This window comes from Haloarcula vallismortis ATCC 29715 (assembly GCF_000337775.1).
GTDB lineage: Archaea > Halobacteriota > Halobacteria > Halobacteriales > Haloarculaceae > Haloarcula > Haloarcula vallismortis.
On sequence record NZ_AOLQ01000053.1, the window covers coordinates 1 to 15,271 of the forward strand.

The 15,271-nt window shown below is 58.3% G+C and carries 15 protein-coding genes, 1 tRNA gene, 1 rRNA gene and 1 pseudogene; 8 read left to right on the top strand and 10 right to left on the bottom strand.

What is annotated here, in order from left to right; genetic code table 11:
• The 3 genes from rrf to C437_RS12230 all read left to right on the top strand — a co-directional run.
• Positions 1 to 106, top strand: a 5S ribosomal RNA gene (gene rrf / locus C437_RS12220); the annotation flags it as partial.
• Positions 107 to 203: 97 nt separating this feature from the next.
• Positions 204 to 461 carry a DUF5789 family protein gene (locus C437_RS12225; RefSeq protein ID WP_004517270.1) on the top strand — a complete coding sequence of 86 codons (258 nt, stop codon included), beginning with the start codon at positions 204 to 206 and terminating at the stop codon, positions 459 to 461.
• A 46-nt stretch (positions 462 to 507) separates the two neighbouring features.
• Positions 508 to 583: transfer RNA gene (locus C437_RS12230), tRNA-Cys, on the top strand.
• Positions 584 to 747: 164 nt separating this feature from the next.
• Here C437_RS12230 and C437_RS12235 read toward each other — a convergent pair.
• The 3 genes from C437_RS12235 to C437_RS12245 all read right to left on the bottom strand — a co-directional run bounded on the left by C437_RS12235 (position 748) and on the right by C437_RS12245 (position 3,589).
• Complete coding sequence (locus C437_RS12235) at positions 748 to 969, bottom strand: UPF0175 family protein (protein WP_004517271.1); 222 nt, start codon at positions 967 to 969, stop codon at positions 748 to 750.
• A gap of 107 nt (positions 970 to 1,076) precedes the next feature.
• The gene (locus tag C437_RS12240; RefSeq protein ID WP_004517272.1) at positions 1,077 to 1,574 is read right to left on the bottom strand and encodes an ERCC4 domain-containing protein; all 498 of its coding nucleotides are present in this window, start codon (positions 1,572 to 1,574) and stop codon (positions 1,077 to 1,079) included.
• A gap of 68 nt (positions 1,575 to 1,642) precedes the next feature.
• Positions 1,643 to 3,589 carry an SWIM zinc finger family protein gene (locus C437_RS12245; RefSeq protein WP_004517273.1) on the bottom strand — a complete coding sequence of 649 codons (1,947 nt, stop codon included), beginning with the start codon at positions 3,587 to 3,589 and terminating at the stop codon, positions 1,643 to 1,645.
• Between the two features lie 91 nt (positions 3,590 to 3,680).
• Between C437_RS12245 and C437_RS12250 the strand changes: the two genes are divergently transcribed.
• From C437_RS12250 to C437_RS20370, 4 genes are all read left to right on the top strand, one after another.
• Positions 3,681 to 5,093 (top strand): DEAD/DEAH box helicase, encoded by a 1,413-nt coding sequence (locus C437_RS12250; protein WP_004517274.1) that lies wholly within the window; start codon positions 3,681 to 3,683, stop codon positions 5,091 to 5,093.
• A complete protein-coding gene (locus C437_RS12255; RefSeq protein ID WP_004517275.1) occupies positions 5,080 to 6,429 on the top strand; it encodes a DUF790 family protein in 1,350 nt (449 codons plus the stop codon). The genes C437_RS12250 and C437_RS12255 overlap by 14 nt, the downstream gene beginning before the upstream one ends.
• Before the next feature lie 64 nt (positions 6,430 to 6,493).
• Positions 6,494 to 6,784 carry a DUF433 domain-containing protein gene (locus C437_RS12260; protein WP_004517276.1) on the top strand — a complete coding sequence of 97 codons (291 nt, stop codon included), beginning with the start codon at positions 6,494 to 6,496 and terminating at the stop codon, positions 6,782 to 6,784.
• Positions 6,785 to 6,787: 3 nt separating this feature from the next.
• On the top strand, positions 6,788 to 6,949 hold the full coding sequence (locus C437_RS20370) for a hypothetical protein (RefSeq protein ID WP_160163016.1): 162 nt from the start codon (positions 6,788 to 6,790) through the stop codon (positions 6,947 to 6,949).
• A gap of 33 nt (positions 6,950 to 6,982) precedes the next feature.
• Here the strand turns inward: C437_RS20370 and C437_RS12265 are convergent, their stop codons facing one another.
• The 6 genes from C437_RS12265 to C437_RS20960 form a co-directional block, all read right to left on the bottom strand.
• Complete coding sequence (locus tag C437_RS12265) at positions 6,983 to 7,351, bottom strand: calcium-binding protein (protein WP_004517277.1); 369 nt, start codon at positions 7,349 to 7,351, stop codon at positions 6,983 to 6,985.
• The gene (locus C437_RS12270) at positions 7,348 to 8,127 is read right to left on the bottom strand and encodes a hypothetical protein (protein ID WP_004517278.1); all 780 of its coding nucleotides are present in this window, start codon (positions 8,125 to 8,127) and stop codon (positions 7,348 to 7,350) included. Before C437_RS12270 ends, C437_RS12265 begins: the two co-directional genes overlap by 4 nt.
• A 6-nt stretch (positions 8,128 to 8,133) precedes the next feature.
• Positions 8,134 to 8,766: a hypothetical protein gene (locus tag C437_RS12275; protein WP_004517279.1), complete on the bottom strand. Its 633-nt coding sequence runs from the start codon at positions 8,764 to 8,766 to the stop codon at positions 8,134 to 8,136.
• A gap of 98 nt (positions 8,767 to 8,864) precedes the next feature.
• Positions 8,865 to 9,665, bottom strand: coding sequence for an SWIM zinc finger family protein (locus C437_RS12280; protein ID WP_004517280.1), 801 nt, complete (start codon positions 9,663 to 9,665; stop codon positions 8,865 to 8,867).
• 22 nt (positions 9,666 to 9,687) lie between these two features.
• A complete protein-coding gene (locus C437_RS12285; protein ID WP_004517281.1) occupies positions 9,688 to 12,048 on the bottom strand; it encodes a DEAD/DEAH box helicase in 2,361 nt (786 codons plus the stop codon).
• A 40-nt stretch (positions 12,049 to 12,088) separates the two neighbouring features.
• The gene (locus C437_RS20960) at positions 12,089 to 13,681 is read right to left on the bottom strand and encodes a hypothetical protein (RefSeq protein WP_241431675.1); all 1,593 of its coding nucleotides are present in this window, start codon (positions 13,679 to 13,681) and stop codon (positions 12,089 to 12,091) included.
• A gap of 80 nt (positions 13,682 to 13,761) precedes the next feature.
• On the opposite strand from C437_RS20960, the gene C437_RS12295 reads away from it, so the two are divergent.
• Entirely contained in the window at positions 13,762 to 14,733 is a 972-nt protein-coding gene (locus C437_RS12295) for a DUF2800 domain-containing protein (protein ID WP_004517283.1), read from the top strand.
• Between the two features lie 292 nt (positions 14,734 to 15,025).
• Here C437_RS12295 and C437_RS20835 read toward each other — a convergent pair.
• Positions 15,026 to 15,271, bottom strand: a pseudogene (locus C437_RS20835) (hypothetical protein); the annotation flags it as partial.

Sequence of the window (15,271 nt, forward strand, 5' to 3'; positions counted from 1 at the left end):
CGGGGTTGCCTCCCGTACCCATCCCGAACACGGAAGATAAGCCCGCCAGCGTTCCGGGGAGTACTGGAGTGCGCGAGCCTCTGGGAAACGCGGTTCGCCGCCACCATTCATACCTCTTAGCCCACTCAGGAGAGACATCCCTCCCGAGTGGGTTTTCTGTATTTATAAGCAGTTCGTAACTACATGATCGGAGTGGATACTGTATGACTCGCGAAGTCAAACTGAACAAACTCACGGCACTCCTCGAAACGGCGACGTACCCGCTATCGGTCGAAACCGCTCAAGCGGAGTTCGACGATGTACAGCTCGTGTACGCAGACGGTTCCGAACCGCTCACTACGCTACTGGCTCGGGTGAACGACGAGCAGTTTGACTCTCCTGACGAGGCTCAATCATCGATTTATAATGCCATCCCCGTTGAAGGGGTCGGCGAACCGGGCCAATCAGAGGGTGAGGGCTGATCGAATTCGCTACGCTTAAACGACCGAGTTGACTACATTCATTCGCGCCAAGGTGGCAGAGTCTGGCCTAACGCAGCGGCCTGCAGAGCCGCCCATCGCCGGTTCAAATCCGGCCCTTGGCTCTCACACGTCACCCTAAAGCCCAAGACGACATTGTCTGGGGCTTCACACCTTCTTGTGGACCGCATATCACCTTCTAAATACATTTGGCCGGTCCGTGAGATTCTCGTCTTTTACTGATGACGGTGGCATCAAGGAAAACCGGCTGGGAATATCTCTCTACGATCTATTCGTCGAGGTCGAGTGCCATATCAACCTCTCGCTCGACCTGTTCGTCAGTACGCGGCCCGTAGAGAGATGTGAAACCGGCATCTTCTAGCACTTCTTCGAACTCCCACCGGGACATCCCGGCCGCTTCGGCGGCACGTCCGAGCGAGAGGTTGCCAAGAGCGTACCGGCCCACTGCTGTCGCCGACTTGACTGAGGGATCATCACTCGAAGAGGCCATCGTACGTATATGTGGAAGCCGTAGCGGTAATAATATAGCTTCCTTTTCGATGCCATTTCATCGAAATCTGATAGCGCACCTATATCGAATGATCTGTCCCGTCAGAGTTACTCAAATCGTCGTAGCAGGCTGTGGCGGACGAGACAGAGAAACGCACATAGTTCGGCTTGCTGTCGACAGTTGGCGAAATGGAACGCAACGTTGTAGTGGCGAGTCCACGCCGAGACGGTGCCCGCTATCTGGTTCGGATGGATGTCTCGCCACGTCATGGGGCCACGATTGCAAAGCAGGGCTTCCCAAGACTCCTCTACGACGACCGTAAGGGGCTGTGTCCACTCGGCGGCCCGTTGCAGTTCGGACGTGAAACGGTCTCGTTCCCAGGTGAGTGCGGTGAGGAAGTCGTGCCCGGACTTGCGTTCGACCGCGAACTGAGGATGGTAGGTATCTGCTTCTGCATCATGCGCACAGCCGGCCGGGACGGCGTAGTCTCCAGTCGAGAGCGTCACGTCGCGTGTCTCGACTGCATATCCGTCGAACGTCCACGGCTGCTGTTCACGGTTGTCTCGCAGTACTGTGGTGGGAATCGTGTGTGGCGGTTCGTCCATCTACCGAGCAATGGGGCTGGTATCGGACATGAACCCTCGTAGGAAGGTGAGCGCCCTCACAGACTCGGTTAGAACCCCGCCTTTTCGAGTTCGTCGAGAAACGCCGGCCGGTTCGAGTGTTCGTCTTTGAGGAACCCGACAAATTCCTCAAATCGCTCTTCGGGGACGAGCTCCTGCATCTCTTCCAAGTGGTCGGCAATCTCCCGGTAGTGTCGCCGTCCGGTTTCGCCGGCGGCAAACGGGATAAGCAGCTCCCGGTACTGCTCAAAGTACTCTACCGGGGCGACGCTGGCGACTGGCTCCCGGTATCGTTTCAGCAGGGAGAGGTCGTCACTATCTTTCAGTTCAACAAACGCTTTTTCCAGGTCGCCATCGTGGATGTACAGCTTGATGAGCTGCTGTCGGTCGTCCGCAAACTGTTGTTCGAACTCTTGGTGGAGCGATTGCCACTCCTGGTTATCGCAGATCTCTTTCAGCTCGTCGTAGGCTGCCCACTCCGTGTGGTCGAGGAACAACTCTTTCAGTGTGTCACGATATCTGTCCGGGTTCCGCCCCTCATAGAGGTCGGCAGCGAGCCAGCGAAGATTGCGTGTCGAGCCAAAGGTATGGATGCCGTCCTCAATGACCTCGATCGCCCGTTCCTCGTTTCCATCGTCTCTCAGTCGCTCGGCGTACGCCTTGCAGAAACGGGCGCTTTCGAGATAGACCGCCTCGTACAGCGCCGAAAGTGCTTCTCCCTCACCGAGTTCTTCGAGGAGGTAGATGTACGTGGAGATAACACGCCGTGTGCGAAGTGACGAGGATATCGCCGTCTCATCGGCACGTGACCCGGCTGGTTCGACATCTACGGTGTGTTCCTCGATGGTGGTCGGGTCGTCCACGCGAAGTTCCTCGAACGCGTCACCGACGAAGTACTCCAGTTTCAGTGTCCCGACTCCCGGATGTTCGACATCGAGCGTTCCACCGGTAAAATCGTCGGTCGTGAGCGGTCCGTCGGTGAAATCAGAGGTATAGAGGATATCGTCCGTTCGCTCACGATGGCGCTCCGATTCATCGTCTGTCGCTGACTCGACCTCCGACGGAGATTGCTTTCCCGATACCACTGTATCGAGAGCGACACCCGATACACGGGAATCAAGCAACTCCAGCCAGTATTCGAGGTCGTCAGTCGTCGTACAGAGTGTCCGCAGCGCGTCGTCGTAGTAGTCACTGGCAAACCCGTAGTCGGCTTCGATGAACTCCCCGCAGAGATACTCGATATACGGTTGTTTTTGTTCGTGGTCGAGGTCCTGTTCCACAACCGTCTCCGCGTACGACTCGATAGCTCGCTCCAGTTCACGTCCGTAATGGCCACCGCTGTCGTCAACCCGGTTCAGGTTCTCACGTATCGCCTCCCCAATCGCTCGATAGATGGCAGTCGCCGCATCGATGTTGTCGCGCTCTCGGTGTGTCTCCGCGAGGTCGTAGTACTGTGAGAAGTCGATGTGCGTGTCGTATTCGACCATTCCTCGGCGACCGGCCGCGTCCTCGAACAACCGGTCGATATCCTGCTTGTGGTCGTAGACGGTCTTGCCCGTGTCTTCGCCCGTGAACGCGACGAAACGGTCGCGGGTGTCACGGTCGTCTTCGAGGACTTCGAGCAGAAACGCTCGGAGGTCCGCAGCGGCCGTTTGTTCGACCAGAGTGTCGATGTCTACGGCTTCCGATAGTGTTCCGTCTATCTCGTCAGCACCGCTGGCCGTCCCGGTATCACGGTCGTCGACGGCCAACAGGACTGCGACGACGTGCTTGCAGTCGCCCGCATAGTCGTACGGGCAACTACAGCGGGTGTGGATTGGATCGGTCGCTACGTCGATAGCCACGTCGTAATAGTTGGAACCCCGGACGGTTGCGCTGATTTCGCCGCCGTCGATATTCAGTTCCTGAACCCGACCCTGGTGATAGTAGTTGCGCCCCCGTTCGAAGGACTGTTCCGTACAGAGAGAGCGTATCTCTTCCTGCGTCGGGTAGTCCATCTGTTGTGTATCACTACACAGTCCGAGTCCGAAAACGTACTGCTGTACCCAACAGATTGAATCCTACCTGGCGCGTGCGTTCACACACTGAATGCGGCTCGAATTCGACGACGGCACGCTCGTGCTTCACGACGCACCGGAAACAGTCCCGCACGCCGAGTGGGACGACCGCGTCAGCGAGTATCGCGCGCAAGCCTATCGATACCAAGCGATTCTCGACTGGGCAGGCCACTGGACAGACGGCGGTGGACAAGCCACACTACAAGACGGATTTACGCACGACGTCGAAGATGCTGCCCGTGCCTATCCTGACTTGGCCCTGACGCCAGCACTCCAAATCGAGCCACGTGACTACCAGCAGGCTGCCCTCGACGCATGGCGTACACATGACCGACAGGGATCCGTTATCTTACCAACGGGCAGCGGGAAGACTTTCCTCGGGTTACAGGCGATTGCTGACGCCGGCGTGAGCGCGCTCGTGGTTACACCGACGATTGATCTCATGAACCAGTGGCACGCTACGCTCACCAACGCGTTCGGTGCCCAACTCACAGACGATGTCGGCGTCCTCGGTGGTGGGAGTCACGATATCGGAGCAATAACGGTCACGACTTACGACAGCGCCTACCGCTATATCGACGAGTACGGCGACCAGTTTGGGCTACTCATCACCGACGAGACGCACCATCTCGCGGCCGAAACATACCTCCAGATTCCCGAAATGACGATTGCGCCCTACCGGCTCGGCCTCACCGCGACCTACGAGCGCGCTGACGGCCGCGAAGAACTCCTCAAAGACCGCATGGGACCGGTCGTCTATCAAGAGGCTGTCGATAATCTCGCCGGTGAATTCCTCAGCGAGTACGAAACCATCCAGATGTCCGTCGAACTTACCAGCGAGGAACGGACCGAATACGACGACGAGTACCAGATCTACCGAGACTACGTCGACAGTCACGATTTCGACCTCTGGAAAGAGCAAGGCTACGCGGAGTTTCTCAAGCGGACTTCGTACGACCCACAAGGGCGACGGGCGCTCGTCGCAAAGCAGCGGGCCGAGCGAATCGCTCGCACAGCCGAAAAGAAACTCGACACGCTCGATAATCTGCTCAAACGTCACCACGACGACCGCGTCATCGTCTTCACGGCGAACAACGACTTCGCCTACGACATCTCGCGGGAGTATATCCTCCCGTGTATCACGCATCAGACCGACACCGACGAGCGCACCGAGATTCTCGAACGGTTCCGCTCTGGGGAGTATTCTATGCTGGCTACTTCCCAGGTACTCGATGAAGGCATCGATGTCCCCGCAGCCAATGTCGGTATTATCCTCTCGGGAAGTGCCTCGAAACGACAGTACGCCCAACGGCTCGGCCGAATCCTCCGACCGACTGACGACCGCCAGCCAGCACGCCTCTACGAGATTATTACGACCGACACGATGGAGACGTACGTCTCGCAACGACGCCGCGACGGGGTGAGTAGCAGTGCTGACAGCTGATCTCGCACGGTCACGGACACGTGACGGTGAGGTTCGACCACTCTTCATCGATATGTCCGACGAGCAGTATCGGGAGACGGCAGCTACTCTCATCGACCTCTTCGAATCCTATCTCGGTGAACCCAAAGGCGACCTCGAAGCTGCCATCGACGAACTGACTGTCGATAACACCGACTACAAGATCGTTCAGGGATTGGCGAAGCTACTGAAAGACGAGTGTGAATTCGAGCAACAGGCTACTGTCGACCCCCGCGAGATTCGCCAGCGCCTGTTCGAACGCGCGAACGACAGCTACCCGATCGTTCGCCAGCCGACCCTCGGCGAAGACACACAGAAACTTGAAGTGTACAGCGCAGTCGCCGACGAACTGGGCATCTCACTCGAAGCGTGCTACCGAGGTATGTACGCGGATCTGGACGATAACAAACGACTGGTGCGGTTCGGGGAGCAGACTGTCGACGAGTATGACAAGGACGCGAGTGACACATCGACGACCAAGCTGACCGGAAACAGCAAGCAGGAGTACGACCAGACCGAGCAGACTGTCGACTGGTTGCTGGCGCGGTACAATCTGGCGCTGGCCCAAGCCGTTCTCTACGACGCTTCGGAAATGCGGATTCGTGTGTGGGACCACTTCGGCACAGTGTTTAGCTACGTGAAATTGTTCGGGCTAATGCACCGGATCTATCCAATCGACGCCGACGGAACCCGTGTCGACAGTACGGACAATGCCGCCGGCTACGAAGCCGAACTCGACGGTCCAGCGTCGCTGTTTCGGAAGTCCCAGAAATACGGTATACGGATGGCGAACTTCCTGCCGGCCCTACCATTGTGTGACCGTTGGGAAATGAACGCCGAAATTCTCGACGACGACTCAACCCGTACCAGCCATCAGTTCACGCTTGACACCACCGATGGGCTCGTCTCGCACTACAGCACCGGTCAGCAGTTCGATAGCGACATCGAACGGACGCTTGCCCGGAAGTGGGAGCGAGCGAACACCGAATGGGAACTCCAGCGGGAAGACGACGTGTTCGACCTTGGCGACGAGGTGATGATTCCGGATTTCGCCATCGAACATCCCGACGGCCGACGGGCGATTCTGGAGGTTGTCGGCTTTTGGACCCCGGAGTACTTGGCGTCGAAGCTGGCGAAGATCCGGCAAGTCGACGCCGACAATTTCGTGTTGGCAGTTTCGGAGCGACTCGACTGTGCCGACGAAGACTTTGGGGACGCCGCGGATCGCGTATTGTGGTTCAAGAGTGGGATTCACGTCTACGACATGGTTGAGTTAGCCGAGGCATACGCGTCGGCCACCGAGATGGACCGTCGTTGATCGTTTGGCGACGCACGCTCGCTTCGGCGAGGTTTCAAGTCCCAAGAGTGCCTATCCATATTCAATGGCGACCCAGCAGTATCGAATCGTCGCTGCCGAAGACTCAGAGATTCACGGGGAGCCCCATATAGAGGGGAGCCGCGTCACCGTCCAAGATGTACACGCACGCGTCGAAAAGCGTGGACTCGCCCCCGAACGAGTCGCCGAGCGATACAACGTAGACATCGCGGACATCTACGAGGCGCTCGCGTATTATCACAACAATCCCGAGGAGATGCGACGGGTCGAGCAGCGCCACGAGCGAGCCGCCGCCGAAGCCAGAGCGCGGTCTTCACTCGCGCCACCCGATAACTGATTGATGGCGTATCGGCTCGTCCTCGACGAGAACGTCGAACACGAGGTGTTACACCGGCTTGAGAACTACGGGCATGACGCTGAAAACGTCGATTTCGTGCCCGAGCTCGGGAAGGGGACTGCCGAAATCCGATTGCACAGCATTCACTCGATACCGATCGCGTGATTGTGAGAACGGTTCTGTGACACCCCCGCGTGTTCAGCCCGATCGCCCGCCGTCGCCGTTCCAGTAGTGCCAGTCGTCGACGGCTTCTCTGGTATCACTATCTACGTCAAGCACTTCGAGCTGTGACAGTGGCACGCCAAATTCGCGGTCCATCCACTCCACGAGGACGAACATCTCACTGCTGCTGACTACTTCGTCGGTCATTCCGACGACTGGTACTTCTTCGTCCTCTCTCAGTGGGGAGACCGTTCGCTCTTCGATACACCGTGCCTGGAATGGGAAGGTCATCTCACGTTCGAGGTGATAGCACCAGCTGATTGCCATCTCATCTGCCGTGTAGGCATCGGTGAGTATCTCCCTCCGAATGCGCTTGTTTCGCTCTTCATCTGTCTCCTGCGTCACGGTCGCTTCTCCCTGACAATCGCGGCCGTGTCGGTCGACGTGATCACGTCGTTGTCGTGAAGAACCCTATCGAGTTCGTCAGGTTCGTAGACCTCCTTGACGATGCAGTAGTAGTGCGACGGCGTCCCGAAATCGTAGACTAAGCTGAGTCTGTCGCCCTCCCAGAGCCCGGCACGCTCGGCGACATCTGCAATCGTCATCTCGCTCGCTCTCGTGTACGAGCGGTCACCCGCTTGTTCGTACTGCTGATCGGGAAGCACGTTGAGACTGGAATCGAGGTACTCGTCTTCGAGCCCGTACATCCGGAGGTGAAAATCATCGAGCGTAGTGAACCGACAGACGAGTCTGTCCAGTTCTGCCATCGTCGTCTCCGGGCTGACGACGATGTCGTACCACTCGTCTCTGGCTCGACCCTTCTGTTTCCATCGGAGCCGATAGCCGACCGTGCCAATTTTCGCAGCAATGTCGTCATCGTCTCGGTCCTGTACTTTCCCGACAGCCTCTCGCGTGTTCGACCAGCAGTACGAGCAGATTTCCTCCGGCGCATCCCCCTCAAGACCATCTTTGTCGATATCATGGTCGGCGAGAAACTCCGACAACGGGACGTGCTGCGGGCGCGGATGCCGGTTACCGTGACTACACATCATCTCTCCGGGACCACCGATGCCGAAGGAGAAGCGAGAGTCCCTCTCGCCTCGATCGGCATCCATATCGATGATATGCACTACTGTTCCGCTTCCGATCTCGATGACGAATCGGTCTGTTTGCTCGCTCATGGTGAATCACCGGTACTCGATGTAGATTCCGTGGTCGCGATACAGATTGTGAAACGTAATGAATCGCTGTCGTGACACCGACTTCGACTCGTCCGGCGCTACTCGACGGTCATGTTCGGTGAGAAGGTGGGTTTTTTCCTCTGCTGGGAACGGAAACGAGACACCGGAAGTCGTCGTGAACTCATCGTAGCGGACCGGCCTGAAAAACAGCACTGTCCCCGGCTCCACGGTTTGACTGAGGTTGATATCCAGCAGCGTGCGTTCTTCGCAGTTATTCAATAGGTCTGTCACCCTCAGACGGGGGCCCGACTCGCTGAGGGACTCGACTTCGAACAGCGAGGGGGTGGCGTCGACGGTGGCTTTGAGAATCTTTCGTTCGGTTTCGCTCCTCCAGCGCTCCTCTTCGAGGTATCGCTCCGCGGCGGTAGTCCCGTCCCGACAGTATTCGTACAGCGCGAACTCGAAGTGGGCCGGCATTTGCGACTCGAACTCGTAGGCTAGGTTCAGCCCGTCAAACTCAATGCCCAGCTCCGTAGCTGTCTCTACGATCAGTTCTCGGTCAGAATACGCTTCCAAGATGTCGCTGTTCAGTTGCGTCCCAACTTCCCGATAGGTCTTGTACTGGTCGACGTCTGTCACTACGCGTGTGTATCATTCGGGCGGTACCAGTATCTTGTGACGCCAGGTGTGCAATGGGATGAGATATATGTCTCCAGTGAGGGGACCAATCTATTGGCTCACCCGTTATACCGCTCCTCAAGGTCATCGAGCGCGCGCCAAAACTGTTCGCTGTTGAGTGCTAGATCTGTCGTGGCCCGCGCTTCCAAGACACCAGCGTAGGTGTCGAACTCCTCTGGAGTTGGGTCGGTCGCCAGGATGCAGTCGGCGTAGCCGTCGATGGCTCTCTGGATGGTTTTCGCGTAGTGATCGTATGCTCCGTCAACCCACTTGTACTTCTCGTCCACTTCTTCGAAAACGGCCCGATAGACCGTCGCGGCGGCCAGATACCGGTCTCGGTCGCGGTACTGCTCGGCAATTTCGAAAAACCGAGAGAAGTCAATCGCATCGTACACGCTTGGATCGGCGTGCTGTTCGAACAGTTGGGCGATTTCCTCACGGTACTCCTCGACCGATCTGTGGTCGTCGCCGAACTGTGCGAGAAATTGCTCGCGTAACTCCGGATTGTCGGTGAGTGCCTTACGGACGAACTCACGCAAGTCGTCGGCCGACACCTCATCTAGAACTCCTTCGACACGCTCACTCTCATCCTGTGGTGGGCCGTCAGCGATCTCCAACAAGACGGCGACAACGTGTTTGCAGTCGCCGCTCCCATCGTACGGGCAGGTGCACTTCGTATCGAGACTCCGCCCACCGAACTCGATGGTCACGTCGTATAGTTTCGACCCGCGGACAGCTGCCGTTACGAGGTCGTCGAACCGGTCAACTTGTTGTATGCGCCCCTCCTTCCGATACTTTTGTCCACGCTCGAACACGGTGTCGGTGGTCCGATCCCGGATAGTGTCCTTGTCGACGTTCATGTCTTGTCGTTCGCGGCCGAGTCTAATCTGATTTCGGTTCGATAGTCTCACCCTGCCGGTTCGGGTCGGCCAGCGCCATCGTGAGCGTCACCGCGAGGCGTTTCTCAAGCGGTTCGTTCGCCCGGCCGCAGTGGGGAGACTGGATACAGGCCGGACAGCCGTCCGAACAGCCACAGTCGGCGAGTAACCCCCACGTGTGCTGGAGGAGTTCCTCGATGTGGTCGTATCCGTTCCGGGCCAGTCCGACGCCACCCTGGTAGCCATCGTAGATGAACAGCGCACTCGTCTCGGTCTGTGGGTGGTCGGTCGTCGAGACGCTGCCGACATCACGCCGGTCACAGAGGATAACGAGCGGGAACGTCGCAACGAGGGCGTGTTGGACGGCGTGGAGCCCCCCGTCGAACGACCCGGACATCGTCTGCATGAGGCGTTCGAGTCCGGGTGGGAGCGTCAGATACAACGCACGCGTCGACAGCGTCGTCTCGGGTAAGTCGAGTGACTCCTCGCGCAGAATCTCGCCCGTTCGGTGGTCCCGTCGCTGGAAGCCAGTGACCTGTTTGCGTCGGGTCACGTCCGCGAAGTGGACTGTGACGTCCTCGCGGGTCGCCAGCGGTTTGGTGGCGATGTCCTCCTCGATTGTCATCGACTCCTCGAACTGGACGCGGGTTTGCTGATCACTTTCGGTCGGGACCAGCCACGCCACGTCGCTGCCCAGGTCCAGCGACTGGACCTCGTAGCTCTGGCCCTGATGATGGTAGATTGCGCCCGGGTGGACATCCCGAAGCGCAGCGTCGAGGGGCAATTCCCCGAGTTCGTCCGACTGCCCGCCCCGGACTCGGAGGACGACAGTGCGGTCGGTGATGGTCCGGAGCCCTCGCTCGTATGGATTCACAGTTCGACCGCTGGCAGTACGTCGCCATTCGAGGCCATCGGCTGTCTGTCGGCGGCTCAGTTCGCCGTCGTCGGTGAGCGCGCTGACGATATCGGGGAACGCCGGCCCGAAATACCGTTTGTCTGTGGTTCGAAGCGGCTGTTCGATGGCCGCGGCGTGGGTGTGCAGTTGGAGGAGATGTGGGTTGGACGGATCGGCGATAGCACGTTCCGGCGTTCCCTCGAATAGTTCGCCGGGATGATTGATGACGTACTGGTCGAGCTGGTCTTCGCTGGCGACGAGTGCGACGAGACTCGGGTCCGTCCCACGCCCGGCGCGGCCGGCCCGCTGGAACGTGGACATCTGTGTCCCCGGGTAGCCGTCCAGCAATACGGCGTCGAGGCTCCCGATATCGACACCGAGTTCGAGTGCGCTAGTACTCCAGACACCGGCACACTCGTCGGTGTGTAGCGCCGCCTCGATACGCGCCCGACGGTCGTCACGGAGTCCCGCGTGGTATGCCGTAACACTCTCTGCGAGGTCGCCCTTGCCGCGCTCGGCGAGCGTGTCGCTGCTGATGGTGGCGTAGCGTTCTGCGGTCTGTCTGGCACGCGTAAACGCCACCGTCTGGTAGCCCCGCTGGACGAGATCGACGAACAGACGCATGGTTTCCCCGTGATGGGAGCGACGTTGGCCTGCCCCAGCAGGTGCATCTCCCTCATCGTATTTCGGTGGTTGCCAGAACAGCCAGTGTGTGGGGCCGGTCTCGCTGGTATCCTCGTCGACGAGGGCGAACGACTCTGTGGGTTGGCCGGTAATCGTCGCCGCGTGCTCGCGGGGATTGCCGATTGTAGCGGAACAACACACGAACTGGGGGTCAGCATCGAACTGCTCACAGAGCCGTGTGAGTCGGCGAAGCACAAGCCCGACATGGCTTCCAAAGACACCGCGATACTCGTGGACCTCGTCGACGACCACGAAGTCGAGTGACTCGAAGAAGGTGCGCCAGATATCGTCAGCGTGGCTTAACAGACCACAGTGAAGCATATCGGGCGTCGTCAACACGAGTGACGGATCCTCGTCGCGGGCCTCTTGACGCTCTGGTCCAGAGAGTGCCCCAGTATACTGCGTTACCGACACATCATCAAACGGTTCGGCAAACGCCGATAATGTCGCTTCCTGGTCGTTGATCAGGGCGACCTGCGGGCCAATATACAGTGTGCGTCCGTCGTGGTCGCGTGCGCGCTCTATAGCTGGAATCGTGTACGTGAGACTCTTGCCGCTCGCTGTCGGCGTCGCCAACACCGCATTCTGGCCGCGCCGGATGGCGTCGATTGCCTCAGCCTGGTGTGCATAGGGTTCGTCAATGCCCAGGTCAGCGAGTTGTGCGGTGACCTCGGGATCCATCTCACATGGCCGTGTCTCGGGGCGGCGAGCAGGGATCTCCTGCTGGAACTGTATCTGGTTGTGGTAGTAGTCCCGATGCCGAACCCAGTCGACGAACTCGTCCACAGGAGACAGTACGTGCGTGCTTACATATAGTACTCAGCAGTTACGGATCGTAGTGGTAGATGTAAGGGTGTGTCTCCTTACCGTCGGGTAAGATATCCGCCAGAATCTCCCGGACTTGTCGTTCCGAAGTCCCACTTGCGACGATGCGGTCGTCGTAAATCGCAAAGTACGCTTCCTTGAGGTCGGTCTCACGTAGCTCTCGTCCCAGGCTCCGTGCCCGGGCCTTGCCCATCTCCTGATGGTAGATCCGTTCTAACTCGTTGGATTTGTTCTTGAGGTGGGTAATCTCTTCGGCGTACCGCTCCCGGTTACGCTTGTTCTTCATGTAGTATCGAAGCTGTTCAGCGTCAGATTTCTCGGACTCATCGGGTGCCGGTAGGGTTTCGATAATCCCGAATCGGTGTTTGGCTTCCTCGTAGCTGTCGTCGATATCGGTACTGAGATTGCCACCGGCGACCAGCCGCTGGATGGCCAGCCAGCCGTCAGTCACGATCTGGTCCTCGAACGGGAGCAGGGCGACTTCCGAGACGAACACCGGGAGCCGCTCTTCTGGCCAGAGGTCGCTGAAGGACATGCGAACGGCCTTGACACCGAACGCTCGTGGTGGGTCGTTCCAATCGAGAAACACTGCATACTCCGAGAGGTGCCGGACGACGACGAAATCACCGTACTCGTAGTCGGTCCAGCCCGCGACCGTGTCGAGGTCGGCCGTGGAGAGGTCGGCGGGGTTCTCGTCGACGAACGCTTCGATGACCGCCGCGGTGTCTTCCTCGTAGAGGCGCTCGCGGAGCGGCAGGAGTTCGCCGGTGTCTCGCTCTGAGATGTCGGCGGCTGTTTCGACACCCTCGATCACGTCGAACCGGTCGTTGACGTAGACGAGCAGGTGGGCGTAGAGGTCAAGGAACCGATCTTCGCTCTCCAGACCGAGCATCATCGGGAAGTCCTCATCGGCCATACCACCGTGTTCGGCAGCGATCTCCTGGAGCATCTCGTCGTCGATCGCATCCTCTATGGCCTGGTTGAGTTCCTGCATGACCGCCGGATCGAGGAGTTCGGCCAGTTCGCCCGGTGTCGGACCGTCTGTCCGCTCGAAGATGCGTTCGATCTCTTGCTCGTCTAGCGAATCGACGTGGTCGTCCATGATCTGCTGGAGATGTGCGTCTAATTCCTGTCGTGTGTCCTCATCGACGAGGTCGCGCAACGGTGGTCCGTCGGGTAGTTCAATCGCTTCAGCGTCGGAAACTCCCACACCTTCGGCGGCGGGCAAGTCAAAGCCAATGTCGTCGCTGATCTGATCGAAGTCGAGTTCGCTTTCGACATCGGCCTCAACTTCTGGGAGTTGATCCCCGCCCAACTGCCGGAGCATCGCCGGGTCGAGCTGTGAGACCATCAGCCGGAACGTCTCAGGGTCCATATCCCGTTCGAGCGTTTTGAGTTCCCACTCGTCCCAACCGTGATGCAGTGCGTAGACTTGCCGTCCGTCTCGAACGAGCGCGTCGACGATCCCCTCGGTGTCGCAGTGGGAACAGTACGAATGGAAGGCGAGCGGACACTCGATGCCTTGTGTCTCGACGAAATCTTCGAACTCGCCCTCGGTCAACGGCCGGTTCGGGAGATACTCGGTATCGACCATATCGGTCATCCAGTCGGTTGGGAGAAAAATGGTCGGGCGACGGCCGGAGTGTTTTATCGGATTACGCGCTACGGGTCGATATGCCGTTCAGCGTCAGTTGGCACACGCTACTCAACGAGCTCGACGAACTGTCTGACGGTGCCGAACTCATCACGCCGCTCTCTCACGATCGCTTCCGCATCGGGGACGTGCAAGAACACCGCGTCATTATCACGTTCCCCGACACAGGGAAGCGACGACCGCTTCAGCGTGACCAGTTCGAGACACTGTACCAGCGGATTCAGGACTCCGATGACGGGTTCGATCTCGATCGACTTCCAGCCGATGCCGATCCGTACCCGGCGGTACTGAGTCTGCATCCGCGCTTCGAAACCGACGAAGAGCGCGGCGTCATTGTGGAAAAAGAAGGTGTGACTGATTCGCAACTGACGAGTGAGGAAGCAGGTACTAGCGACAACGAACGTAACGAACCTGATGGCATCGACGTGTACTCCGACGCCTTGCTTCTTATCGACGCACTAGAGCGTCACGAAATGTCTGATCTCACGGCACTGGAGACAGATGCGCTGGTGAACATGTACACGCTCTGCTCAGATGTCCAGCGGAACGCAAACGAACTTCGGAAGGACATCGCCGATGTACTGCTTGATAGACTCCATCACGACCAACCGGTCCACGGTCAGTACGGTTCTGTGCAGCGAACGTCGCGCCGCAACCGGTCGCTCAGGGACGAGGAGGAAGTACTGACCAAACTCGAAGCGACTGGGATTGACCGCGACCGTGTCATGAGTGTTGACTCAGGTAAAGTAGCTGAGGCACTGGAAGTGACCGAGTTAGCCGAGCCGGACATCTATGAAATCTCGGAAAGCGAATACGTCAGGAAGGCCGAAGTCGACGAGGATGTCAAGGAATCGCGGCTGCAGGGCCTCAAAGACCGGCTTGCGGCCAGCGACGACCCGGAGTCAGACGAATTACGGCAGGAAATCGAAACCCTCGAAGAGCGTATCGATGATCTCACCAGTTTCAGTACGGGAGCCCAGATGCAGGGGTAACTCGAATACGCGTTTTATACTCTGACAAAAATATGGTTACTTAGCCGCTCAATCTGGAGAAAAACGCAATATTAACTTCGAATAAGCGATCTTATTATATAAAAACCCGCCTGTTAGCTGGCCCTTGGCTTTCTACCTTTCACGCGCTGACACCCTCCAGTCGGTAATCCGGGTGTACTCGTTTTCTGACGAGGGGTAACGCCACAGGAGTCACCAGAGACCAACTGTGCACAGAGTCGAACGGACTAACGCAGCCACTGGCTCATTCCGAACAGTCTTGGGGAGGCGTTGGTTAGTACAGCCCCGGTAACTGCGTTCTGGCAATATAGGGAGTCATGAATCCCAGTGCGTAGCCGAGGAAGTGCTCATACAGATTTAGCACACCGCTGTTGACCTGTGGACTAGCGGGAAACGCGAGAATTGGGATACCGAAGAGAAGCAAAACAGTGAGTAACAGCAGGTCGGTGTACCCAGTTGCCCGCATTGCAGATTTGATCTTTGCTTGTGCGTTGTCGGTCTGATCGTACACTGAGAGGCC